The organism is Mycobacterium sp. 1482292.6 (genome assembly GCF_001672995.1).
GTDB lineage: Bacteria > Actinomycetota > Actinomycetes > Mycobacteriales > Mycobacteriaceae > Mycobacterium > Mycobacterium europaeum_A.
This window is the reverse complement of record NZ_LZKV01000201.1, coordinates 1-22,964: the sequence shown is the minus strand read 5'-3', so window position 1 is coordinate 22,964 and position 22,964 is coordinate 1. Positions and strand designations below refer to the sequence as shown.

At 67.9% G+C, this 22,964-nt stretch carries 21 protein-coding genes and 2 pseudogenes; 7 read left to right on the top strand and 16 right to left on the bottom strand.

Annotated features, from left to right (window positions below; translation table 11 throughout):
• Positions 1–132: 132 nt before the first annotated feature.
• From A5624_RS20085 to A5624_RS20060, 6 genes are read right to left on the bottom strand one after another with little or no spacing between them, the layout of a single operon-like run.
• Entirely contained in the window at positions 133–783 is a 651-nt protein-coding gene (locus A5624_RS20085) for a PadR family transcriptional regulator (RefSeq protein WP_066869946.1), read from the bottom strand.
• Positions 780–1,214, bottom strand: coding sequence for a Zn-ribbon domain-containing OB-fold protein (locus A5624_RS20080; protein ID WP_066869944.1), 435 nt, complete (start codon positions 1,212–1,214; stop codon positions 780–782). The genes A5624_RS20085 and A5624_RS20080 overlap by 4 nt, the downstream gene beginning before the upstream one ends.
• Positions 1,211–2,377, bottom strand: coding sequence for a thiolase family protein (locus tag A5624_RS20075; RefSeq protein WP_066869940.1), 1,167 nt, complete (start codon positions 2,375–2,377; stop codon positions 1,211–1,213). Before A5624_RS20075 ends, A5624_RS20080 begins: the two co-directional genes overlap by 4 nt.
• On the bottom strand, positions 2,367–2,696 hold the full coding sequence (locus tag A5624_RS20070) for a hypothetical protein (RefSeq protein WP_066869937.1): 330 nt from the start codon (positions 2,694–2,696) through the stop codon (positions 2,367–2,369). The genes A5624_RS20075 and A5624_RS20070 overlap by 11 nt, the downstream gene beginning before the upstream one ends.
• Position 2,697: 1 nt before the next feature.
• On the bottom strand, positions 2,698–5,031 hold the full coding sequence (locus A5624_RS20065; protein ID WP_066869934.1) for a CoA transferase: 2,334 nt from the start codon (positions 5,029–5,031) through the stop codon (positions 2,698–2,700).
• A 2-nt stretch (positions 5,032–5,033) separates the two neighbouring features.
• Entirely contained in the window at positions 5,034–6,389 is a 1,356-nt protein-coding gene (locus A5624_RS20060) for an amidohydrolase family protein (RefSeq protein ID WP_066869931.1), read from the bottom strand.
• 297 nt (positions 6,390–6,686) lie between these two features.
• On the opposite strand from A5624_RS20060, the gene A5624_RS20055 reads away from it, so the two are divergent.
• Positions 6,687–7,664 carry a LacI family DNA-binding transcriptional regulator gene (locus tag A5624_RS20055; RefSeq protein WP_156749100.1) on the top strand — a complete coding sequence of 326 codons (978 nt, stop codon included), beginning with the start codon at positions 6,687–6,689 and terminating at the stop codon, positions 7,662–7,664.
• Position 7,665: 1 nt separating this feature from the next.
• Here A5624_RS20055 and A5624_RS20050 read toward each other — a convergent pair whose 3' ends face one another.
• From A5624_RS20050 to A5624_RS20040, 3 genes are read right to left on the bottom strand one after another with little or no spacing between them, the layout of a single operon-like run.
• Complete coding sequence (locus A5624_RS20050) at positions 7,666–8,076, bottom strand: Zn-ribbon domain-containing OB-fold protein (protein WP_066869928.1); 411 nt, start codon at positions 8,074–8,076, stop codon at positions 7,666–7,668.
• Between the two features lie 4 nt (positions 8,077–8,080).
• On the bottom strand, positions 8,081–9,289 hold the full coding sequence (locus A5624_RS20045) for a thiolase family protein (RefSeq protein ID WP_066869925.1): 1,209 nt from the start codon (positions 9,287–9,289) through the stop codon (positions 8,081–8,083).
• Between the two features lie 8 nt (positions 9,290–9,297).
• Positions 9,298–11,520 carry an acyl-CoA dehydrogenase gene (locus A5624_RS20040; protein ID WP_066869922.1) on the bottom strand — a complete coding sequence of 741 codons (2,223 nt, stop codon included), beginning with the start codon at positions 11,518–11,520 and terminating at the stop codon, positions 9,298–9,300.
• A gap of 169 nt (positions 11,521–11,689) precedes the next feature.
• Here A5624_RS20040 and A5624_RS20035 point away from each other — a divergent pair, with 169 nt between their 5' ends.
• Positions 11,690–12,286: a TetR/AcrR family transcriptional regulator gene (locus A5624_RS20035; RefSeq protein WP_066869919.1), complete on the top strand. Its 597-nt coding sequence runs from the start codon at positions 11,690–11,692 to the stop codon at positions 12,284–12,286.
• A 10-nt stretch (positions 12,287–12,296) separates the two neighbouring features.
• Here A5624_RS20035 and A5624_RS20030 read toward each other — a convergent pair whose 3' ends face one another.
• A complete protein-coding gene (locus A5624_RS20030) occupies positions 12,297–12,893 on the bottom strand; it encodes a TetR family transcriptional regulator (RefSeq protein WP_066869916.1) in 597 nt (198 codons plus the stop codon).
• 63 nt (positions 12,894–12,956) lie between these two features.
• On the opposite strand from A5624_RS20030, the gene A5624_RS20025 reads away from it, so the two are divergent.
• The 3 genes from A5624_RS20025 to A5624_RS20015 all read left to right on the top strand — a co-directional run bounded on the left by A5624_RS20025 (position 12,957) and on the right by A5624_RS20015 (position 16,374).
• Positions 12,957–14,054, top strand: coding sequence for a DUF1214 domain-containing protein (locus A5624_RS20025; RefSeq protein ID WP_066869913.1), 1,098 nt, complete (start codon positions 12,957–12,959; stop codon positions 14,052–14,054).
• Entirely contained in the window at positions 14,051–15,223 is a 1,173-nt protein-coding gene (locus A5624_RS20020) for a sulfotransferase (protein ID WP_066869910.1), read from the top strand. The genes A5624_RS20025 and A5624_RS20020 overlap by 4 nt, the downstream gene beginning before the upstream one ends.
• A gap of 77 nt (positions 15,224–15,300) precedes the next feature.
• Positions 15,301–16,374: a DUF190 domain-containing protein gene (locus tag A5624_RS20015; RefSeq protein WP_066869907.1), complete on the top strand. Its 1,074-nt coding sequence runs from the start codon at positions 15,301–15,303 to the stop codon at positions 16,372–16,374.
• Here A5624_RS20015 and A5624_RS20010 read toward each other — a convergent pair.
• From A5624_RS20010 to A5624_RS19990, 5 genes are all read right to left on the bottom strand, one after another.
• Positions 16,371–17,990: a GMC family oxidoreductase gene (locus A5624_RS20010; RefSeq protein ID WP_082990618.1), complete on the bottom strand. Its 1,620-nt coding sequence runs from the start codon at positions 17,988–17,990 to the stop codon at positions 16,371–16,373. The two genes, A5624_RS20015 and A5624_RS20010, sit on opposite strands and share 4 nt — an antisense overlap.
• A gap of 182 nt (positions 17,991–18,172) precedes the next feature.
• Positions 18,173–18,994: a helix-turn-helix domain-containing protein gene (locus A5624_RS20005; protein ID WP_066869903.1), complete on the bottom strand. Its 822-nt coding sequence runs from the start codon at positions 18,992–18,994 to the stop codon at positions 18,173–18,175.
• 74 nt (positions 18,995–19,068) lie between these two features.
• Positions 19,069–19,962 carry a fructose bisphosphate aldolase gene (locus A5624_RS20000; protein WP_066869952.1) on the bottom strand — a complete coding sequence of 298 codons (894 nt, stop codon included), beginning with the start codon at positions 19,960–19,962 and terminating at the stop codon, positions 19,069–19,071.
• A 119-nt stretch (positions 19,963–20,081) separates the two neighbouring features.
• Positions 20,082–20,672 (bottom strand): cytochrome b, encoded by a 591-nt coding sequence (locus A5624_RS19995; protein WP_066869900.1) that lies wholly within the window; start codon positions 20,670–20,672, stop codon positions 20,082–20,084.
• The gene (locus A5624_RS19990) at positions 20,669–21,820 is read right to left on the bottom strand and encodes a catalase family peroxidase (protein ID WP_369827503.1); all 1,152 of its coding nucleotides are present in this window, start codon (positions 21,818–21,820) and stop codon (positions 20,669–20,671) included. Before A5624_RS19990 ends, A5624_RS19995 begins: the two co-directional genes overlap by 4 nt.
• 358 nt (positions 21,821–22,178) lie before the next feature.
• On the opposite strand from A5624_RS19990, the gene A5624_RS19985 reads away from it, so the two are divergent.
• Both A5624_RS19985 and A5624_RS29580 read left to right on the top strand, forming a co-directional pair.
• Complete coding sequence (locus tag A5624_RS19985) at positions 22,179–22,556, top strand: STAS domain-containing protein (protein WP_066869897.1); 378 nt, start codon at positions 22,179–22,181, stop codon at positions 22,554–22,556.
• Between the two features lie 59 nt (positions 22,557–22,615).
• Positions 22,616–22,792: pseudogene (locus A5624_RS29580) on the top strand (ATP-binding protein); the annotation flags it as partial.
• 21 nt (positions 22,793–22,813) lie between these two features.
• On the opposite strand, the pseudogene A5624_RS29575 reads toward A5624_RS29580, so the two are convergent.
• Positions 22,814–22,915 (bottom strand): annotated as a pseudogene (locus A5624_RS29575) (ATP-binding protein); the annotation flags it as partial.
• Positions 22,916–22,964 lie beyond the last annotated feature (49 nt).

The following is a 22,964-nucleotide window of genomic DNA, read 5'->3' as shown; positions in this document are numbered from 1 at the left end:
GGCGCGGCGGGTCGCCACCATCGACTAGTGGCGATCGCAAGGGCGGCGGAGCCGGGCGCGGCGGGTCGCCACCATCGGCTAGTGGCGATCGCAAGGGCGGCGGAGCCGGGCGCGGCGGGTCGCCACCATCGCCTAAGCCGGGCTCCTCGGTACCCGGCGCCGGATCTGACCCTTCGACCGTCGCACCCGTTTGACCGGGTCCCGGGTTGTGCCGGCGGCGATCTCGTCGCGCAGCTGGGTGATGTTGGAGATTTCGGCGTACAGCCCGCGGATGGCGTAATCCAAAACCGCGAAGGAGTACCGCTGCTCGGGGTCCTCGGTGATGCCGAGTTCGGCCGACCGCTGCCGCGACCACAGTGCCTCGTCCAACCGGGCGCGGGTCGCGTCCAGGTGCCGGTCCAAGGTGTCGACGACGTGTTCGGGATCCTGGCCGCGCGCCAGCCACGTTTTGAGGATGACGGGGTGCTTGATGACCACGCGGTCGGGGCCCGGGAAGTGCTGCACCCAGCGGCGCAGCGCGTCGCGGCCGGCGTCAGTGGTCTCGTACAGGGTGATGGCGCGCTTGCCGGATTGCGCGCCGATCTCGCTGACCATGCCCCGCTGCAGCAGGCGGGTCAGTTCGCGCCGCACGTGACTGACCGACGGTGACCAATAGAAGTGCCCGACCGATAATTCGGCGCGCATCTTGATCTCGCCGGCGGTGAGTTGCTCGTCGTTGGCGGCCAGCACCCCCAACACCAGGTAGGCGGTGACCGGCAGGCCGTTGCTGGTTCTCGGGCTCACGAACTGCCGGTTTCCGCGGCGGCGAAGTACGGCAGCGTCACGTCGGGCCCGGTGGGGTGGAACTGCACGCGCACCGGCAGGCCGACCGCCAGGTCCTCCGGTGGCACGCCGACGACATTGGTCAGCATCTGGTAGCCCTCGTCCAGGGTGATGATCGCCGGCGCGTAGGGCGGTTCGAATTCCGGTGTCACGGGCCGGTATACGACTGTCCAGCTGTAGATCTCGCCGCGGCCGCTGCCCCGCTGCCAGGCGACGTCCTGCGAGAGGCATTGGCGGCACTGCTCGGTCGGCGGGAAGTTCGCCAATCCGCACGCCGCGCAACGCTGGTAGCGCAGCTCGTGAGAGCGGCATCCCTCCCAGAACGGGCGGCTGACGTGGCTGCTCGCGTGCGGGACGGGCCCGACTTGGGGCCGCAAGTGATCCGAAGTCATCGTGGTTGGTCTCCCAGAATCAGCACGGTGGTGAACAGGGCCCCCGCTCCCCCGTTGCTGCACAGCGCGATGTGCGCGTCGGGGACCTGAAGGGCGCCGGCCTGCCCGCGCAGCTGCTGTACCGCGCGGATCGCCCGCTGCATCATCTGCGGATTGGCGCCGGCATGGCTGAACGACATGGTGCCGCCGTCGGTGGTGATCGGGTGGCTGCCGCCGATGGCGATGTGGCCGTCGGCCACGAACGGACCGCCCTCGCCGTCGTCGCAGAAGCCGAAAGCCTCGAGTTGACGGATGATTTCGAAGGAGAACGGGTCGTAGAGTTCCAGCACGTCGACGTCGTCGCGGCGCAAGCCGGCGTGTGTGAATGCGCACTCGGCCGCGCGCCGGCCCACCACGCCGTTGACATGGTCGCCGCGCCGGCCGGCCAGGTCGTATGCGGGCGGGTGCTGATACGACGGGCCGTGAAAGTCCGCGCCGCTGCCCAACACGTAGATGGGCCGGCCCGCAACGTCGACGGCGTCGATGTTGGCCACGACGAGCGCACACCCTCCTTCGGAGGTGGTGGCGCAATCCAGGAGGTGGAACGGGTCGGCGATGGGCCGCGAGGCGGTGATGTCCTCCGGGCTGAACGGCCCGCGGTCGTAGTACACGGCTTCGGGATTGCGTGAGCCGTTGTTGCGGATGGTCGCCGCAACCAACGAAAGTTGTTCGCGCGTGGTGCCATACGCATGCATGTGGCGCCGCGCGATGAGCGCGAATTCGGCGGTGGTGAACATGCCCCAGGGGGCGACGAATTCGTTCTCCGGCCGGGTCCAGGGCGCCGTGGCTTCGTGGTCCCGGTATTCGCCGGCCTGGGCGGCGACCAACACCACCACCTCGGCCATGCCGTGCTCGATCGCGGTGACCGCCTCGGTGATCATGCCGACCCCAAAGGCCAGGCCCTGCCAGGCCGGCCCGATGCGCAGGTCGTAGATCAACGAGGTCGAGTCCGGGCCGGCGCTGATGCCGTCGACGTCGTCGAGGGTCAGGCCGGCATCGTCGAGCGCGCCGAGGATCGCCTTGATCGCCAGTCCGCGTGAGGTTTCGCCGTCCAGCCGTCTCCCCTGCCGGGTGTTGTGCACTCCGACGATCGCCGCAGTGCGCGTGGTCAGGCTAGTTCTCATCCGCGACAACTCCCAAATACGTTCCCATGACGTCGTATTCACGCCCGCCGCGCGTGATGGTGCCGATCGTCGTGGCCCGTGAGTTGACGGGCACTGCGCCCTGCTCCACGACATCGATTCGCACGTCCACCGGCCGCGCCGTCTGCGGATCGGTGATTTCGACGACCATCGCGACCGCGCGCTCGCCGTCGTCCCATTCGACGCTGGTGATGCGGTGGCGCGCGGTCAGTTCCATCACCACGGAATCCTGGCGGACCAGGAAGCGCACCGGTGCACACAGCTCTCCGGCGCGGGGCGGCACGCACAGGCTGATCGCCATGTCACAGACCCGCCGGCCGGGCGCTGATGGTTCCCGACCGGCGCAATGCGTCCAGGTCGTGCTCACTTAACCCCAACAGGCCGGTCAGCACCTCGCCGGTGTGCTGGCCGTAGAGCGGCGGTACCCGCCGGATCCAGTGCCGCGGCATGCCGAGGAACGCGAAAGGCATTCCGGTGCAAAGGAAGGAGCCGGCGACGGGATGGTCGACCGTCTCCCAGAAGCCCCGGGCCTGCAACTGCGGATCGGTCAGCAGCGCCGCGGCGGGTGTGACGGGCGCGGCGGCTACACCGGCGGCCCGCAGCGCGGCGGCCGCCTCGGTGACGGAATGCCCCGCGGCCCAGGCGGAGATCAGCTTGTCGATGTCGTCGACACGCTCGGCCCAGTCGGCATCCTGAAGCCCTGGCTGGCCGAGGAGGCCGGCCAACGACGCTCGCGCGGCACCGTCGAGTGCGGCCAGCGCGACCCAGTCGTCGTCACCACGACACCGGTAGACTCCCTGGGGGTTGGCGCCCGGGCCGCGGTTACCGTTGCGGCACAGCGCGATTCCATTTCGGGAGTATTCGACCAGCATTTCGGCCGCCACGTTGAGCGCGGCCTCGACCATGGTCGCTTCCACCTGCATTCCGGCGCCCCGCCGGTCACGGATCACCAGCCCCGCGACGGCGGCGAAGGCGGCGTGCAACCCGGCGATCGGATCGCACACGCCCCGCGGGATCACCGGCGGGCCGTCGGCGTGCCCGGTCACCCATGCCATGCCGGTGGCCTGCTCCATCGTCTGGGCGAAGCCGACGCGATCGCGCCACGGACCGTCGAGGCCGAACGCGGGCATGCGGACCAGGATCGCCCGCGGATTCGCGGCACGCACCGCATCCCATTCCAGGCCGAAGTTCGCCATCACCCGGGGTGAGAAGTTCTCGACGACCAGATCGCTCGCGGCGATGAGCCCGAGCGCCAGCTCTCGCCCGGTGTCGGTGCCGAGTTCGATGCTGACGCCCCGCTTGTTGTTGTTGCTGCACAAGAAGACCGGGCCCCACTCCCACCAGTGGTCCCAGTCCGGTGGGCGCCCGGCCGAGAACCTCATGCCGTCGGGCCGGCGCACGCCCTCGACCTTGATCACGTCCGCCCCCAGGGCGCCGAGCAGCTGGGTGGCGACCGGGCCCGCCCAGAACGCGGTGAAGTCGGTGACCCGGATGTCGGACAGCGGCAGCGCGTCCGGATCGGCGCTGCGGGGTGGTTGGGGCCGCGCCGGCCACTGGACCCGCCCGTTATCGGCGCCGAGTCGCGGCGGTTCCGCAGGCCCACGGGTCCCCATCGCGTCGCTGCGGTACGGCACGCGGGGCGCCAGCGCCCCGGTCGGCGACTCGACGAACACGCCGCGTTCGCGGAAGTGGTCGATCTCGGGGAGCGTCTCCGGCGTCGCGATGGGGGCGACTGGAATCCGGAACGCCACCGCCAGATCGATGATCTCCTGGGTGGTTCGGCGCGCGGTCCATTCGGTGACCATGCCCAGGAACTCGTCGCGGCGCTCGACCCGGCCGGCGAACGAGGCCAGTTCGGCGTCGCCGACCAGATCGGCGCGCTCGATCATCACCAGGAAGTCCTGGAACTGCTGTGCGGTGATGGTGCAGAAACCGACCATGCCGTCGGCCGTCGGGACGATCGACGGCAGCTCCAAACTTCGTTCGTGCAGCAGCGAATCGGCGCCCAGCACGCTGGCCGACATCGCGGACAAACCCCCCATGGCGATCGCCATGGCCTCGTACGTCGAGACATCGATGATGTGTCCGCGTCCGCTTCGGGCCGCATGCCGGGTCGTTGCCGCCGCCGCGGCCGCGGCGAACGTGCCCGCCAGCCACTCGCCGAGCCGGCCGCCCGCCTGCACCGGCTCGTCGTCGGGCCAGCCACGACCCGCGATCGATCCGCACAGCGCTTGCAGGATGAATTCGTTGGCGGCCAGCTGGTTTTCGACGTAGGGGCCGGTGGTGCCGAACGGCGTCACCGCCACGACCACGGCCGCCGCGGCGGTGTGGGCGGTGATGTCGTCGAGCGTCCGCCCGCCGGTGAGGTCGGTGATCACCAGGTCGGCGCCGGCCAGCAGCGAGGTGATCTCGGGCTGGCCGTGATCGACCACCGACTTCTTGCCCGCGGCCAGATAGTCGAACAACGCTCCGGGCGGTCCGCCGGCCGACCACTGGCGCAGCGCATCTCCCTGCGGTGACTCGACTTTCACCAGCTCGGCGCCGGCATCGGCGAACATCTTGCCGCAGTATGACGCCGGCAGGCCGTTGCACAACTCCAGCACGCGCCAGCCCGCGAACGGCGCCTCGGCCCCCACGCTCAGTTGCCCAGGGTGGTCGCGCGTCCAGCGATTCCGGACGCCTCGACCGTGACCGGCGCCTGCGCGGAGGCCTGCGCCTGCAGCGCGAACTGGGTCATCCGCGTCCACGCGTCACGGTCGCGCTGGCTGGCTTGGCGGCCGACGTGGGTGACCACATCGACGTCGGTGGCCTGCGCGCGTAGGTAGCCGGCCCGGGCGTGGTCTTTCGGGATGTACCGGAACGGATCGAATGAGTATGCGGCCATGGCGTTTTGGTGGGTGATCTTGTCGATGACCGTGTCGTCGAGGTGGCCCATGGTGGCGATGACGTCCTCTGGGGCGAAGGGCCAGTTGCTGTCCGAATGCGGGAAGTCGGACTCCCAGCACAGCATGTCCTCGTTGAACCAGTTCATGTTCTGCACGCCCACCTTGTCGCTGATGAAGCAGGTGTAGAAGTGCCGCTTGAACACATCGGTGGGTCCGTCGTATCCGGGTGGGAAGGTCGCCAGCGTCCACCCCGAGTGACGGTTGTAGACGTGTTCGGCCCGCCAGAGGAAGTACGGTATCCAGCCGACGTCGCCCTCGGTCAGCGAGAACTTCAGTTGCGGGAAGTCGGCCCAGAACTGCGCCCAGATGAGCTCGGTGAAGGTGAACATGCTCATCATCGACGAGGCCGTCATCTGCACGCTGGGCGGGGCGTCCGTCGACACCTGGGGAGAGCGCGACGCGGACCCCACATGGGTGCACAGCACCGTGTTGTGTTCGCAAACGGCCTCGAACAACGGGTACCAGTATTTGGTGTGAATGCTGGGCATTTGCAAGGCTTCTGGGTTCTCCGAGAAGGTGACCGCGTGGCAGCCCTTGCCGGCGAGGCGCTTGACTTCCTTGGCGGCCTCGATCACGTCGAACAACGGCAGGATGCCGCACGGGATGAACCGGCCCGGGTAGGCCCCGCACCATTCGTCGACGTGCCAGTCGTTGTAGGCCTTGATCATCACCAGGTTCGTGTCGCGGTCGGGGCCCTGGTTGAGGACCTGGCCGGAAAAGCCGGTGAAGTTCGGGAAGTTCAGCCCCGCCAGCTGGCCGCCGGCATTCATGTCCCGCACCCGCTCGTCGACGTTGAAGCAGCCCGGCCGCATCTCGTCGTAGCGTGAGGCGTCGATGTTGTACATCTCGCGCGGTTTTCCCGCGACGGCGTTCAGCCCCATGTTGCGTCCGCGGATCTCACCGTAGTACCACTGCTGGATGCCGTCGGGCTCGAGAACCACCCGCGGGGCTCGGTCCTTATAGGCGGCGGGAACGTGGGCGTCGAACATGTCAGCGGGCTCGGCGATGTGGTCGTCCACGCTGATCAGGATCAGATCGTCCTTGTTCATGCCGCGCTCCTCGATCGGATCATCAGCGACTAGTAGACAATGGTGTGAGTCACAGTGTCAACCGCGGCGTCAGGTGCGGGTCGCCGCGGTTTCCACGCGAATCGCGGCTGTCCCAACCCCAGGTCGGCATGCGGCGGTACCGGTTCATCGCTGACAGATCATTGCCGTTCGGTCTTCGCATAAAGACTATTAGTCCAAGCGGTGGCGCTGCGTGCGAACTCCCCACGCGGCATCGCGCGATGCGCTTTGCCGCCGCGTGCCACGATGGGGCATGACCGGCCGGGAAGGTGACGGAAGTTGAGCAACAATAAGGCTGCGCGTCCGACCACCGCCGACGTGGCCCGGTTGGCCAGCGTGTCGACCGCCACGGTCAGTTATGTGCTGAACAACGCGCAGGGCCGGCGCATCTCCCCCGAAACCCGCGATGCGGTGTACCGTGCGGCCAAACTGCTGGGATACCGGCCCAATCTCGCCGCCCGCAACCTGGCGCGCGGCAAAAGCGGTGTGGTGCTCTACGTGGTCCCGCACGTGGCCGTGGGCGAGATGCCGATGCAGGCCGGCAGTCACATGACCACCGCACTGGCCCGCGAGGGTTTTCTTCAGGTGCAGATCTTCGAGACCGACGACGACCAGCATCTGGTCGACGCGATCGAAAATCTCGACCCGGTCGCGATCACCAGCCTGTTCCCGTTGAGTGCGGCCGCCCGTCAAGCGGTGACGAAGGCGGGTATCCCCCATATCGAGATCGGGACATTGCCCGCGCTCAAGAACCCGCACCTGTCGGTGGGCGAGATGCGCGTCGAGCACCTGGTCGAGCGTGGTCATCGCCGAATCGCGTTCGCCTACACCGGGATTGCCCGGTGGCGCCCGCTGGGTGACTACTGGTTCGAGGGTGTGTCACGCGCGGCGCAGTCGCGCGACCTGCCGCCGGTGCGCGTCGACGAGGTCACCCTGGACAACGCCGCCGACGTGGTCAGCGCCTGGGTGGGCGAGGGGGTGACCGCGGTATGCGCCCAGAGCGACGAGATCGCCTGCCTGGTCCTCTACGGTATCCACCAAGCACGGCTGCGCTGTCCCGGGGACCTCGCCGTGATGGGCGTCGACGCCAGCCCGATGGGCATGGTGAGCACTCCGCCGCTGACCACTGTGCAATTCGATCCCTGCGCGGTCGCCGACGCCGCCCTTGCCGCCGTATTCGAGCGGCTGGGCCATCCCGCCCCACCGTCTCCGGAGCTGACCGACATCGCCCACCTCGTGGTGCGGTCGTCGACCTGACTCAGTCGGCGGGCTCGTAACGCAGCAGCGTGACGTCGTGCTCCGGGTAGTCGCAGAACACCGGCCTCACCCGCATTCCGACCCTGAGGCGGGCCGGGTCGACGTTGACCATCTCGGTGGAAAACCTTGGGCCCTCGTCCCATTCGACGATGGCGAGCAACTGGGGCACGGCATCGGCGAAATGCGGGCTGACCGGCCGGTGCGCGACGGTGTAGGAGTACAGCGTCCCCATCCCGGAAATCTCGCGCCATTCCAGGTCGTCGGCCAGGGTGCGCGGCGCGCGCACTCGCGGGTAGAACACATAGGCCTGTAGCGACGGCGAATACTGAATGACAATGCGATGCTCGCCGAGCGCATCCCAAAACGGCGCGCTGGTGGGCGTTTTGACGGGCATGGGCCGTTCGAAATTCATCTCCTCAGTCCCCTTGCAGGATCAGCGTCGTCTGCTCGGACAGGATGCCCCCGTTGCCGGACACGAACGCCCGGTTGCAGTCGGCGATCTGCGCGGCGCCCGCGCGGCCCATGATCTGGCGGGTGGCGTCGCAGACGTGGTGCATTCCGCCGGCCAATCCCGCTTGGCCGAAGCCCAATTGCCCGCCCGCGGTGTTGAGTGGGAAATCGCCGCGGAAGGTCAGGTCGTGGTTGGCGACGAATTCCATGCCCTTGCCCTTTTCGCAGAAGCCGGCATCTTCCAGGGAGAGCAGCACGGTGATGGTGTAACAGTCATAGATCGACACCATGTCCATCTGTTCGCGGCTCAGCTCGGTCATGGCGAACGCGGTGTCCGCCGCGGCGGCGATCGGAGTGTGCAGCAGATCCTCGGCGTACGTCGGGGTCTTGAACGGCACGTGTTCGCCGAATCCCTTGATCCACACCGGGCGATTGCGCGACCGCCTGGTGACGTCGGCGCTGGCGACGACGACCGCGGCGCCCCCGACGCAGGGCATGACGATCTCGAGCATGTGCAGCGGGTCGGCGATGACCGGGCTGGCGAGCACGTCGTCGACGGTCAGCGGCTTATCCTTCCAGATCGCGCCGTCGGTGTGATTGGCGTTGACGCGCTGATCGACGACGATCTTGGCCATCGCACGCTCGTCGTAGCCGTAGACCGCGGCGTAGCGCTGCGCCACCTGGCCGTACGGTCCGTTCTGGCCGAGGTTGCCGTAGGGGATCTCGAATTCGGCTTGGGGCGAGCCGTATTGGTTGCTCGACGAACCGAAGAACATGGCGTCGACCATGGGCCGGGGCTTCTTCTTGGACGACGGCGTGATGTAGCGGGCGGGCAGCGCGCACAGCACCGCGTCGCAGATCCCCAGCTCGACGGCCGCGGCCGCGCGCCACACCATGGCCGCGGCGCTGGCCCCGCCCAGATCGACGTGCTCGGCGAATCTCGCTCCCACACCGAGGTATTCGGCGATCGTGGAGGGGACGAAGATCTCCGACTCGGCCAGGTGCGACGCCACGATGCCGTTGACGACATCTCCCGGCAGGCCGGCATCCTCGAGCGCGGCGGCGCCCAGCTCCGCCCACTGCTCGAGGACGAACGGCGCGGGCGAGGCCTTGTTGAGCCGCTCGGGCGGCAGCTCGACGTATCCGACGATCGCGGCTTCTCCGCGTAATCCCATGCTGTGCCTTACTTTCGGGGTAGTCCGAGGATCATCTGCGCGATGATGTTCAGCTGGATCTCCCTCGTCCCGCCTCCGATCAGCTCGGCCGGCAGGTGCAGGTAGGGTTCCACGACCGCGGCGTCGGGGTCGTCGACCATCGCGACCTGCCCGGTCAGCTGCAGCGTGGCCTGGAAGGTGCGGCGCAGCAGCACATTCATCGCGACCTTGGCGATGCTGGACGCCGGGCCGGACGCCTGGCCGTCGAGCAGCCGAATTGTTTCCCGCACCCCGAGCGCCCTGATCGCATTGGTGTAGGCGTCGAGTTCGCCGAGCTCGCGCAACGCGTCGTCCCGATCGGGTCCGGGTTGCGCGGCCAGCCGGCGCAGGGCGACGGCCCGGTCGAACTTGACGTATCCGCTGATGGCCGTGCGCTCTTCGGCCATCGTGGCGATCGCGAGGCTCCAGCCGTCGGTGGGTCCGCCCAGCAGCATCTCGTCGGGGACGAAGACGTCGTTGAGGAACACCTCGTTGAAGTGCGCCTGCCCGGTCGCCGTCTTGATCGGCTGGATCTCGACCCCGGGGGAACGCATATCGAGGATGAAATAGCCGATGCCGCGGTGCTTGCTGGCTTCGGGGTCGGTGCGGGCGAGCAGTGCACCCAGGTCGGCGTATTGGGCCAGCGACGTCCAGATCTTGTGGCCGTTGATCCGCCAGCCGCCGTCGACCTTGGTGGCCCGGGTGGCCAGCGACGCGAGGTCCGAACCGGCCCCTGGCTCGCTGAACAGTTGGCACCAATGAATGTCACCGCGCTGGGTCGGCGGAATCAACCTCTCCTGCAACCCTTTTGGCGCGGCGGCCAGCACCGAGGGCAGGATCCACTCGGCGATGTTCAGCGACGGCCGAACTAGCCCGGGCCGCTTGGCGAACTCCTCGTCGATGATGAGCTGCTTCAACGGGCCCGCATCCACGCCCCACGGCGCCGGCCAGTGCGGCACAATCAGACCGGCGTCGGAGAGCAACGTGCGCTGTGGCCCCGAGGCCTGGTCGGCGTAGTCACCGTGCGGTGCGGGTTTGTCGTTGCTCAACTGCAGGGCCGCATCCAGCGTTTCGGCCACCCAGGAACGGAATTCGGCCTCCGCATCGCCGAGATTGACCGACATGTCGCGCGTCTGGGTGCATGTCAGCTCCCCCAGCCGTCGCGCCCAGCGATTCGCCGGGCCGATCGATCCCGCCAGGCTGATGGCTCGTCGCCAGTACAGGTGCACGTCGTGTTCCCAGGTGAAACCGATGGCGCCGAGCATCGTCAACGCGTCGAGCACCAGGTCCGGCGCGGGCGAGATCGCGATCACGGCCGCGCCGGCCGCGGCGATCCGATGCTGGTCGAGTGATTCGCCGACGGCGCGGACCGCGTCCCAGGCCGCCGCGGTGGCCAACTCGCTGCTCACCAACAGCATCGCCGCGTTGTGCTGCAAGGCCTGAAACGTGCCGATCACCTTGCCGAACTGCTCGCGGATGCGCAGGTGTGCGGTGACGGTCCGCAGGCACCACGCAACGATGCCGGCGGTCGTGCTGGCGACGAGCCCCACGACCACACAGCGGGCACGCTCGGTGTCGAGGCCGGTAAGCACCTCGGTGTCGGTGACGCTGTGGTCGTCGAGCCGCAGGATGCCGGCGTCGGCGACGAGGTCGGTGCCCGTTACGGGTTCGACTGTGGCCGTGGGGGTTTCGGTGTCCACCAGCGCCCAGACTACGTCGCCGTCATCGGTATGGGCCCCAAGCAGGATCGTTCGCGCCGCGCACACCCCGAGGGTGACGGGTGAAGCTCCGCTGATCCGCCAGTTGCCGCCGTCGAGGCGCGCCGAGAAGCCGTCCCCGGGTAGCACGATCGCCGCGGTGGCGCCGGCTGCCAGGTCCCGAAGGAATGACTGGGCGCTCGGCGTCGGATCGGCGAGCAGTGTGGCGGCTCCGGCGCTGACCGTCGGCAGCAGCGGGCCGGGGAGCAGCGAAATGCCCGCCGATTCCAGAACGCATGCGGCGTCGATCAGTTCCCCGCCTTGGCCGCCGAGGTCTTCGGGCAGATGCACGGCGTGGAACCCGTTGGCAACCAGAGCATCCCACCATTCGGGGACTCGTCCGGCCGCGAGGTCGCCGAAGCTGTCACGCGTGGTGGCGATGGGGGCATGCCGGGCGGCGAATTGTCCGACGGCGTCGCTGAGCTCCTGCTGCTCCGGACTCAGTCCCAGACTCACGAGGACGGCCGAGAGATAACTGGCGTTGGCCGCACCGACTGCTATCCTTTCGTTACAAGACGGACCGTCTCGTCTTGTGGCAGACTACCGGGGCGAATCGGGATATGTAAAGCGCACCGATCCCCGCGAGGGGCGTTCGATCTGAGTTCGCAGAAGCGAGGACCACCAGATGCCAACCGATCTCGACGCGGTGAACACGGCGGCGGGCTCGCCTCGCAGACGCAGCGAGAAGTCGCGCACGGCGATCGTCACCGCCACGCGAGAACTGCTACTCGAGCGCGGCTTCGACGGGCTGACCATCGAGGCGGTCGCCGCGCGCGCCGGCGTGGGCAAGCAGACCATCTATCGATGGTGGCCCACTCGCCCCGCGCTGGTCGCCGACGTGATGCTCGAAGATGCCGACAAATTGCTCGCGTCGGTCAACCACAGTGGCAACCTGGCCGCCGACCTGGTGGGCTGGGTGGGCAAGTTGTTCGCCAGCCTGACGACGCCGCGCGGTTCGGCCATGCTGCGCACGCTGACGGTGGCCTGCATGGAACACGAGGACACCGCCGTCAAGCTGCGCGCCGGATTCAGTGCGCCGCTACACGACAGCGTGCGGGCCCGGCTCCGGGCCGACGGCATCGACGAGGCCACCGCGGAATCGGCTGCGGATGCCATCGTCGGTGGGGTGGTGTACCCGATCCTTTCCGGCGCGCAGCCCTACTCGCGCCGCCGCGCCGAACGGACCACCCGGCTCATCGTGGAGGCGCTCACCGTCGCCTGACCGTCGCGCGTCAGCCGACCGACACCGCGGCCAGGCCCCGACGCACCCGGTCGGGCAACGAACCCCCGTGGCTCAGCCAGTCGTCCAGCGCGACGCGCACCGCCGCCATCGCCAGCGCCCCGATCAGGCGTGGCCGCGGGTCCTGCGGGGTCAGGTTGGGCATGCGGGGCGCGATGAGCTCGGCGATCGCCAGCTCATAGCGCACATAGATATGCAGCGTCCACGCGTCCAGCGTGTCGGATGACCTTGTCAGCGTGGCCAATTCGCGGATCTGCGTTTCGATCTCGGCGAAGCCACGGGCGAGCTCACCGAAGGCGCCGGCTACCGCTTCGATGGCGGTCAGCTGCGGTGGTTGGGCGGCCAGCGCGGCGGTGATCCGGTCCAGCCAGTGGGCGTTCATGCCCTCGGCGACGGCATCTTCTTTGGAATTGAAGTAGCGGAAGAACGTTGCCCGGCCAATGTCGGCGGTGTCGGCGATGCGGTCCACCGTGGCCCCCGCCAGACCCCGGCTGGCGACCAGCTGGGCGGCCGCCGTGGCGATGCGCTGGCGCATCGCCGCACGCTTGCGCTGGGCCAGCGACGGCGTGGCGGACGCTGCACTTGACATGTCCCCACCCTGTTTCCTGCGAATCGTCCCCACAATCGTAAGACATAGTCTTAGCATGAGACGATGTCTCAGATCACCGCTTCGTCCGATCAGCCGGCCCCTAAGGCGCGCGCCGCGTGGGAGTTCTTCCAGCAGATGCTGGCCGACGTCACCAAGATCGTGACCGAGGATGCCGAGTCGGCGCGGGAACTGGCCGAGGGACTGCGCGTGGTCGCCCGGGTGTCAGCGCTGTGCGCGCAGATGACGGTCGAATCCGACCCCGAGCGGCCGTCATTCTTCGATATGTGCTCGGAGAACCGGATGGTCGGGGGCCCCAACCCGGACGGCAAGTATTACCTGGCGATGATTCGCGGCGACCGCCGCTACCGCATCACCGGCACCCGCGGCTCCAGCGCTTACCTGGGATTCCAGATCCTGGCCGGGACCGGACTCACCCCGCGGCGGATGGCGGCCTACCTGAGCGACGTCGACCTGGCGCTCGACTCCGGTGAGTTCACGCTCGTGCTCGCGGCCGACGAACCCGCCGATCTGGCCGGCGCTCAGTGGGTGAAGATCCCCGACGACGCCTCGTCGGTGGTCGTCCGGGAATACATCGGTGACCGGTCGAACGAGGAATTGGCGACGCTGCGGATCGAGGCGCTGGACCCCGGGCCCGTGCCGACGCTGACCGACGACGGGCTCGCCGACCAATTCACCGCGATGGCATGGTCGCTGATGAAACTCGCGACCCTGCACCGCACCATCAAGCCGGAACTCCTGCACACGCCAAATACGTTGCTGACCGCCCAAGCCGCCGACCTGGGTGCGGCCGACACCACGCCGGACAACCTGTACATGATGGGCACCTTTCGGCTCGAACCCGGTCAGGCCCTCGTCCTGGACATCGTCGCGCCCGACACCCGGTACTGGAACGTCACGCTGGAAAGCATTTGGCACGAATGCCTGGAGCCGCATCGCCGGCACAGCTCGGTGACCAACCGCGGCGTCCAGCCCAACGCCGACGGGCGGGTGCGGATCGCAATCGCGGCCGAAGACTTCGGGTTTGGCCACTGGCTCGACACCGGTGGCCGGCATCGCGGCTTCATCGTCGTGCGCTGGCTGGACAATCCGAGCCCGCCCGAGGTCACCGTGGCCGTGCGCGAGGCCGAGGAGCGGAAATGACATTGCAGGACCGCTTCGCTCCGGAACGATTGATCGCCGCCGCCTGCGACGAAGTCGGCAGCGACGACTTCGGCGACGAGGGTTGGCGGCCCGGATTGCACCGGGTGACCGACGGGCTGATCAACGACGCCCGGCTATCCGACATCGGTGTCGAGATCGCCCACCTTGACCTGATGCGGGCGCTGAAGAACCGGCTCGGCGTAATCGCTTGGCGCAAAGAACATCCCGAGGTCTCCCGCGAGGAGGTCAAGGCGCCGATCTTCATCGTCGGCCAGCCGCGCACCGGCACCACGATTCTCTACGACCTGCTCGCCCAGGATCCCGAGCTGCGCGCGCCGCTGACGTGGGAGGTCGACGAGCCCTGTCCGGTGCCGCAGCCCGAGACCTATCACAGCGATCCCCGCATCGCCCAGACCCAGGCCGGCATCGACCTTTCCGAACAGATCATGCCGGGGTTCTTGGCCTTTCACCCGATGGGAGCGCTGGTCGGCCAGGAGTGTGTGCGCATCACCGCGGCCGAGTTCGTCAGCATGATCTTCTCGGTGCAGTATCGGCTGCCGAGCTACTACCGTTGGCTGATGTACGAAGCCGACCATGCCGGCGCCTATCGCTTCCACCGAATCTTCCTGCAGCACTTGCAATCCGGTGTGTCCGGTCAGTGGCTGTTGAAGTCGCCCGCCCACCTGTGGCAGCTGGACGTCTTGCTGGCCGAATACCCGGACGCGTTGATCGTGCAGACCCACCGCGACCCACTCAACGTCATATCGTCGATCGCCGCGCTCACCCATCACCTGCGCCGGATGTGCAGCGACGAATCCAGCATCACCGAGTGCGCGGCCCAGTCCTACGAGGAGATCATCGTCGGCCTGGAGCGCGAGATGGCCTTGCGGGACAGCGGCGCCGTGCCCGCGGACCGGGTGATCGACGTGCAGTTCGCCGACTTCATGAACGACCCCTGGACCACGATCAAGGACATCTACCAGCGGATGGACCGCGAGCTGCGCCCCGATGCCGAGCAGAAGATGCGCGACTTCCTCGCCTCCCACCCCTCGGACGGCGGGCGCAGCCGATACACCTGGGCGGACACCGGGCTGGACGCCGTCGAAGTGCGTGAGCGAGTGAGCGCCTACCAGGACCGCTACGGCGTGCCCACCGAGCAGCTGCGCTGAGGAGGTCACACCGAACACCGCTGCGACGCTTGACGTCTGCGAACGGTAGGCTCGGCGCAAGGGCGACGGGAGCGGCGATGGACGACGATTGCCTGAAGCTCACCACCTATCTGGCCGAGCGCAGGCGGACCGGGGACAGTTTCGTCTCCGATGTGCTGCTCGGCCTGTACGCGCGGCACCGAATCGCCTGCGGCGTCCTGCTGCGCGGCATCGGCGGGTTCGGCACCGGTCACTATCTGCGCACCGACGAGTCGCTGACGTTGTCCGAGGACCCGCCCGTGGCGATCATCGCGGTCGACACGCGAGCGAAGATCGAGGCGCTGCTCGACCCGGTGCTGAGCGTCAAGCAGCGAGGCCTGGTGACCCTGGAACGTGCTCGGCTGCTGCACGACGACATCGGGTCACCGCGGCTACCCGAGGATCTGCACGACGCCGTCAAGTTGACGATCTACGTCGGGCGCAAGCAGCGCGTCGACGGCTCGCCCGCCTACATCGCGCTGTGCGACTTGATGCACCGGCGCGGCCTGGCCGGCGCCACGGTGTTGCTCGGGGTGGACGGCGTCGCACACGGAGAACGCCAGCGCGCGAACTTCTTTGGCCGCAACGCCGATGTGCCGATGATGATCGTGGTCGTCGGCTCCGGCGAGCGCATCGGTCGGGTGCTACCGGAGCTCGGCCAACTGCTGCGCAGGCCGCTGTTCACCGTCGAACGGGTCCGGGTGTGCAAGCGCGACGGCCGGTTTCTGGAGCGGCCGCACGCCCTGCCCGGCGTCGACGAGCGCGGCCTGCCGCTGTTCCAGCAGCTGACGATCTACACCTCGGAATCGGCGCACCATGCGGGTGTGCCGATACACCGCGCGATCGTCCAGCGGCTGCGCCAAGCCAAGACCGTCGACGGCGCGACCGTGCTGCGCGGCATCTGGGGGTTCCACGGCGACCACCCGCCCCACGGTGACGGATTGTTCTCGTTGACCCGCCGGGTTCCCGTCGTCACCGTGGTGATCGACACGCCGGCCAACATCGCCGAATCCTTCGCCGTCATCGACGAAGCGACCCGACACGAGGGCCTGGTGACCAGCGAGATGGTGCCCGCACTGGTCTCCGACGACGGTGACTCCGGGCCCCCGCGCATGGCCCGGCACCGCTACTAGGAGTGGTCCGCGACGAGCATCGCGGCGGCGCGCTCGCCGATGATCACGCTGGGCGCCATGGTGTTGCCGGTGGTGATTCCCGGCATCACCGACGCGTCGGCGACGCGCAGCTTCTCGATCCCGTAGACGCGCAGTGATGCGTCGACGACGGCATCCGAATCGCGGCCCATCTTGGCCGTACCGTTCTGATGCCAGTAACTAGTCGCGGCGTCGCGGACGAAGCCCTCGAGGTCACGGCCCTTCAGGTTGCCGGGTGTCACCTCCCGGCTGACGAACGGGCACAGGGCCTGCGAGTTCCCGAGTTCGCGGCACAACTCCACCGCGGCTAACGCCGCCTTGAGGTCGTCGGGATCACCAAAAGTATTGGCGTGGATGCGGATCGGATCATCCGGGTGTGGTCCGGTCAGCCGGAGGTGTCCACGACTCCTCGGGTGTGCCACACCGGCGAACAGCGTCCAACCGGACTGTGGGAGGCCGAATCTGGCAATCGTCTCGTCGGTGCCGATCGGCACCTCGGCCTGGCAGATGAACACGTCCGGCGTCTCGGCATCCGACATGGTCCAATACACCGTCGCCTCCGACATGGTGTTGCGCGGCGGCAGCGGCACCCGGTCCTGCCACACGCAGTGGATAGCCACATGGTCCTGGAAGTTGCGGCCCACACCCGGAAGATGCTGGCGCACAGGGATTCCGAAGGCGTGCAGCTGTCCCTCGTCGCCGATCCCCGATTGCATCAACACCTTCGGGGTATGGATGGCCCCCAGGGACAGCACCACCTCGCACTCGGCGTCGACGACGAGCGTCGACCCGCGATACCGGATCTGGACCCCGGTAGCGCGGTTCGCATCGAAGACCACCCGGGTCACGAGGGCCTCGGTGAGCACCGTCAGGTTGGGCCGATCCATGAGCGGATACGTGTAGGAACGAAATATCGACTCCCGCTTGCCGTTGCGCGCGCGGATATCTTCAATGGCCGCCCCGCCGGGCCCTTCCATCATGCGCCCGTTGGGATTTTCGAAAGTGGGAATCCCGATCGAACGCGCGGCCAATAGCGTGGCCGGTGCCAGCGGGCTCGGTTCGGGAGCGGGCTGCACGAACACCGGTCCACCGGTGCCCCGGTAGGCGGGATCGGCGGGGCCATGCCAGTCTTCGATGCGGCGATAGATGTCGAGAACTGCGTCGTAGCCCCAGTCCGGATCCCCGGCTTGGTCGGCGAAGAAGTCCCAGTCGTTCTTGTGGCCGCGCGCCCAGCACATGACGTTGATGCTGGATCCCCCACCCAGCACCTTGCCCATCGACATCGGAATGGACCGCCCGTTGATGTGCGGGTTCGGTACGGCACGAAAGCCCCAATCGCGTTCACTGCCGAGGTTGTAGGGCCACTGGTTGGCCTGGGTGACGGCCGGTATGTCGTCATCGCCGCCCGCCTCCACCAAAAGCACACTGACCTCCGGATTCTCGGCCAGGCGTCCCGCGACGACCGAACCCGACGACCCGGCTCCGCACACGATGAAGTCGTAACACGGTTTCAGCTCGCCCGTGAGGCGCTGCTGATTTGCCCGCACCCGCGCCTGAAAGTCCTGCGCCGCCGCCGAATTGGTTTCTGCAGATGCCATGCCCACCGTCGATTGCTCCTTGGCCGTCGGTTTGTTGCAATCAGCATGTCGGGTGCTCCAGGGCGCATCCAGGCCCCGTCGTTCCTGGTAGCGCGGCGGCTAGGCAGCGCGGCGACGTGAAGCGAGATAGTCCGCGCTGCAGTTCAATTGGCGCGCGCTACGGAGCGCATGGCGCCCAGGGCTTACGTCGTGGGCTGCGCGAGGCTGGAGAGCAGACGCAGCCGCTCTTCCGACGGTGAACCGGCTTCCGCGTAGTAGGTGACCAGCGCCTGCCGTGTTTCGGGAAGAACGAAGGCGCGGTAATGCAGGTCGAGCGGGCCCACCTGCGGGTGATTTATCAGCCCCATGCCACTGGTCTTCTGTTTGACGTCCTGGCGGGCCCACAGCGTGCGGAAGTCGTGACTGGCGATGCTCAACTCGCCGATCAGCTTTTGCAGTTCCGGATCGCCGGGACTCTCCTCGGCGATGTTGAAGCGCAACCAGGACACCAGAATGCCGGCGACCTCGTCCCAGTTACGAAGCCACTTGCGCAACTCGGGGTCCAAGAAGATGAACCGCAGATGATTGGAGCCCGGCGCGAAGTACGGAATGAGCGCCCGCGCCATCGAGTTGCCCAGCAGGATGTTCATATGACGGTCCTGCACATAAGCGGGAGTCAGATGCCAGGTGTCGAGCAGCCCCTGCAGGCTAGGGTCCACCTTCGCTGCCGCCGGACGCCGTCGGCGGGGGGCGGGATGGGTGAGGGTCCGCATGTATTCGGCGGCATCGTCGTTGAGTTGCAGCGCGCTGGCGAGCCCCTCGAGGACCTGGTCTGAAGGCTGCCGCTCGCGCCCCTGCTCCAGCCGCAGGTAGTACTCGGCGCTGATGCCGGCCAGCATCGCGACTTCCTCGCGGCGCAAGCCGGCCACCCGCCGGCGTTCACCCCCGACAAGGCCGACATCGGCGGGCTTCAACAAGCCGCGCCGTGCCCGCAGGAACGTCGCCAGCGCTTGCTGATCGCGCATGAAGTGACCCTAGCGCCGATGGGCGCCGTTCGGGTGGTCCCGCTACTACCAGGACCGAGGGCCCGCAGGAAGGTTCAGCCGGCCACCGAAGCGTCGTAGATGGACTGGATCGCCTTGTCCAGGGTGGCGTTGAACTGCTCGTCGGACTGGTCGACGGTCAGGCCCTCGGTCAGCGCGCGGCTGAAGCTGGCGATCAGCCCGGTGTTCTTGGCCAGCAGGTCGTTGGCTTCCTCGCGGGAGTAACCGCCGGACAGGGCGACCACCCGCATCACCTTCGGGTGCTCGATCAGAGGACGGTAGAAGTTGACCTCGGTGGGCAGGCTCAGCTTGAGCATCACGCGCTGACCGTCCGGCACGGAGTCGAGCTGCTTGGTGATCTCGTCGCGCAGGATGCCCTCGGCCTCGGCCTTGTCCGAAATCGAGATGGTGACCTCGGGCTCGATGATGGGCACCAGACCGTGCGAGAGCACCTGATGGCCCAGCTCGAACTGCTGGGCGATCACCGCCGCGATGCCCTTGGGGTTGGCACCGCCGATCACCGACCGCTCTTTGGTCCCGAAGACGCCCAGGCCGGCGGCCCGGTCCAGCAGTTCGTCGAGGCCCGGGATCGGCTTCATCAGCTGGACGTCGTCGGACGCGTCGGCCAGGCCCTTGTCGATCTTGAGGATCGGCACCACGCCCTTGGTCTCCCACAGGTAGGTGGTCGACGGCTTGCCCGCGATCTCGCGGTCCATGGTCTGCTCGAACAGGATCGCGGCCAGCACCCGGTCACCGGTGAACGCCGGGGACGTGATGATCCGCGAGCGCATCTGGTGAATGAGGTCGAACATCTCCTTCTCGGAGGAGTAGGCGTCGTCCTGGATGCCGTAGAGGCGCAGCGCCTTGGGCGTCGAACCGCCGCTCTGGTCGAGCGCCGCGATGAATCCTTTGCCCGCCGTCATCCGCTCCGCTTGCTGCTGGTTCGACATTGAACTCTCCCAGTTCCTCATGGCCCTCACGGGCACGGCGCCCACGGCCGGTGACCGCGCGCTCAAGTCCGAATCGTGCCGATCATATTCGGCCACTTTGGGCCCGAGCAGGCAGGTCGTCAGACTGCGACGTCGGTCTGCGCCTCGGTCTGGCTGCGGGGTGGCGGCTTGCTGCGCCACACCGCCATGCGGTCGAGGAGCCGGTCGCGCAAGACGAGCGTGTGGAAGAGTACCGCCGTCATGTGGGCGGTAAACGCGAGGAAAAGCAGGAGCGCGAAGGCGCCGTGGCACTCGCGCAGGACCGCGAAGACGTCGACGTTGTGCGGTGCGATGCCGGGCAGCGCGACGGGCCCGAGCAGGGTGATCGGGAAGCGCGCCGACGACAGCATGGCCCACCCGGTCAGGGGCTGCACGAGCAGCAGGGCGTAGAGCAGGTACTCCGATCCCGTCGCGACGCGGCGTTCGGTCTTGCTCATGGTGGCCAAAAACGGCGGTGGCCGGTGCCTGAGCCGGTTCACCAGCCGGACCAGGGCGAAGGCCAGGATCAGCAGGCCCAGCGGCCGGTGGATGGCCAGCAGTCGTGGGTACAGGCCCAGGGCGGCGACCATGGTCACGCCGATGAGCAACTGCGCGATCACCATCGGGGCCATCAGCCAGTGCAGGACGCGCGAAAGCAGGGTGAACCGCGGCGCGACGGTCGCCTCAGTCATTGCAGGACCGCTTCGACGCCGACTGCGCTGGGCGTTTTGGGCTCACCGGCGCGGCGACCGAATGAACGGGCGTACACCGCCGAGCGCGCCGCGAGCAGCGGGTCGTCGGAGGCGGTGATGCCGTCCGGCAGCACCAGCGGGTCGAAGTTGATATCGCGCGCGTTGCCGGCGTCCTCCGTCTGGACCGCGGAGATGGTGATGGTGCCGGCGTCGATGGTGCGCCGTCCCGGCGGCCACGGTTTTGTGGCGTCGTTGGTCGGGTCCCCCGGCTCGCCGACGGTGAGCATCAGCCGCCAGGTCAGCGGGGTGCGCGCCAGCGTCCGGATGAGGGCGTCGAACAGGTAGTCCTTGGCCGGCGGCCCGGCGGGCAGGGCCGCCACGTCGGCGCCTTGCTGGGGAATCGCCGACCAGCGCACCGGCACCGTCGCGCCGGCGCCGTTGGTGAACCGAAAGGCGTTAAGCGCATGGAAGGCGCTGTCGGCGAATCCCGTGCTCGGCGGCGCCTGCTTGATGATCCGCATGGCCGCGGCGGTCTCGGGATGGCGTTGCAGGAACGCGGCCATCTGCTGCGGGTCGGGCTTGCTCGTGCCGGGCAGCGGCTTGGACGCCAGCAACCGGTCGTAAAACCCCTGCGGGGTGCTGTCCGGGAAGACCGGGAGGTTGATCATCGCGGTGCGCCACTGCCGCCCGGCGGGCCCGTCGAACAGCAGCCCCAGCCCGCGCACGGTGTCGAGCTTGTCGGCCTGGTCGGGCAACCCACCGGACAGAGAGAACCGGCCGATCAGGGGAACGCTTCCGGGCGCGAAGACCGCGGCCTGGCAGATCCCCGCTGCCGCCCCGGTGCTGACGAACGTGCCGGTGGCGCTGAGCCCTTTGGCGTGGTTTCGCCGGAACCCGGCGTGGCGGCCATAGACGTGCTCGAAGCGATCGGTGAATCGGGGCGGCGTCAGCGCGCCGGGCCGTAGCCAGGCACCGGCATAGGCGAAGCCACCGACGTCGACCGCGGCGGCGCCGGCTACCGCGCCCATGCCGAGCAGTGCGCGCCGTCGGTTCAGCGCACCGGAAGTCGACGCCGCGCGCGGGTCTTCTCCGGGATCGTCGGGCCGCTCGCCGCTGTGTTGCTCGCCGCCGCGATCACCGGGTTCCACGGCCGACCGTCCTTCCCATTTCTGCAGGCCACGCCACGCGGGGCGAGAGCGAAGCAGGTGGAAGCAATTCACGCACGGGCCGTTGGCCCGTGCAACTTCTAGGCTGGCCGTCACGCACATCCGGACTACGTCGCGGCGCCCGAAATCGTTCAGCGTTTTGAGCGTGGTACGCCGCGTGTCCTACCATTGACTAAACACTTGTAGCTGTATCTGCATTTACCAGCGCAGATCGACGGGGTGCGTCTCCTCCGTAGGCAAGCGTGTTCCCGCGGGGTTGAATAAACAGCCCCCGGATACGGCAGTGGCTGTTCAGAAGGCTAGCGGTGTCCCGCAAGGGACCGAATGTGAGTGATAGACCATGGGCGAACAAACCGGCGACTTAGTCGATCCAACCGCTTTTGAAGTGGGCAAACACCAGGTAGACCAGGCGGTCGTGCTCAGCGTCTCCGGCGAAGTCGACATGCTCAGCTCGCCGCTGCTGGCCGACGCGATCCAGACCGCGCTGGCGACCAAGCCCGCGGCCTTGATCGTCGATCTGTCCAAAGTCGGTTTTCTGGCGTCGGCCGGGATGACGGTCCTGGTTTCCGCGCAGGCCGAGCTCGAGCCGCCGACGCAGTTCGCGGTGGTCGCCAATGGCTCGGCCACCAGCAGGCCGATCAAACTCATGGGTATCGACAGCGTGCTCTCGCTCTACAGCAGTCTGGACGGAGCGCTGAGCGGCATCGCTGGTGAGTGAGCGTCGACAGGGTGGCAATGCAACTGGGAATGACGGGACGCGCTGACCAGCCGCAGAACGTGTCCAACATCGATGACCGATCCCGCTTCGTACGGACGCGTGTGGTCGCCGACGCGCGCAGCGCGGCCCGCACCCGCGCCGAATTCGCGGCGTGGCTCGAGCGGTACTTCTCCCTTGACGACGACCGGTTCAGCGATCTGCTGCTGGCGGTGAACGAGGCGATCGCCAACGCCGCGGTCGTCGACGGTCACCGCGAGGGTGTCGGCATTCGCGTCGTAGGCTGCCCGCACGTCGAGCGTGCCGCGCTGGGCGGCGTCGACGTAGGCGAATTCCGCGGCGTTGGCGATCGCCTCGTTCACCGCCAGCAGCAGATCGCTGAACCGGTCGTCGTCAAGGGAGAAGTACCGC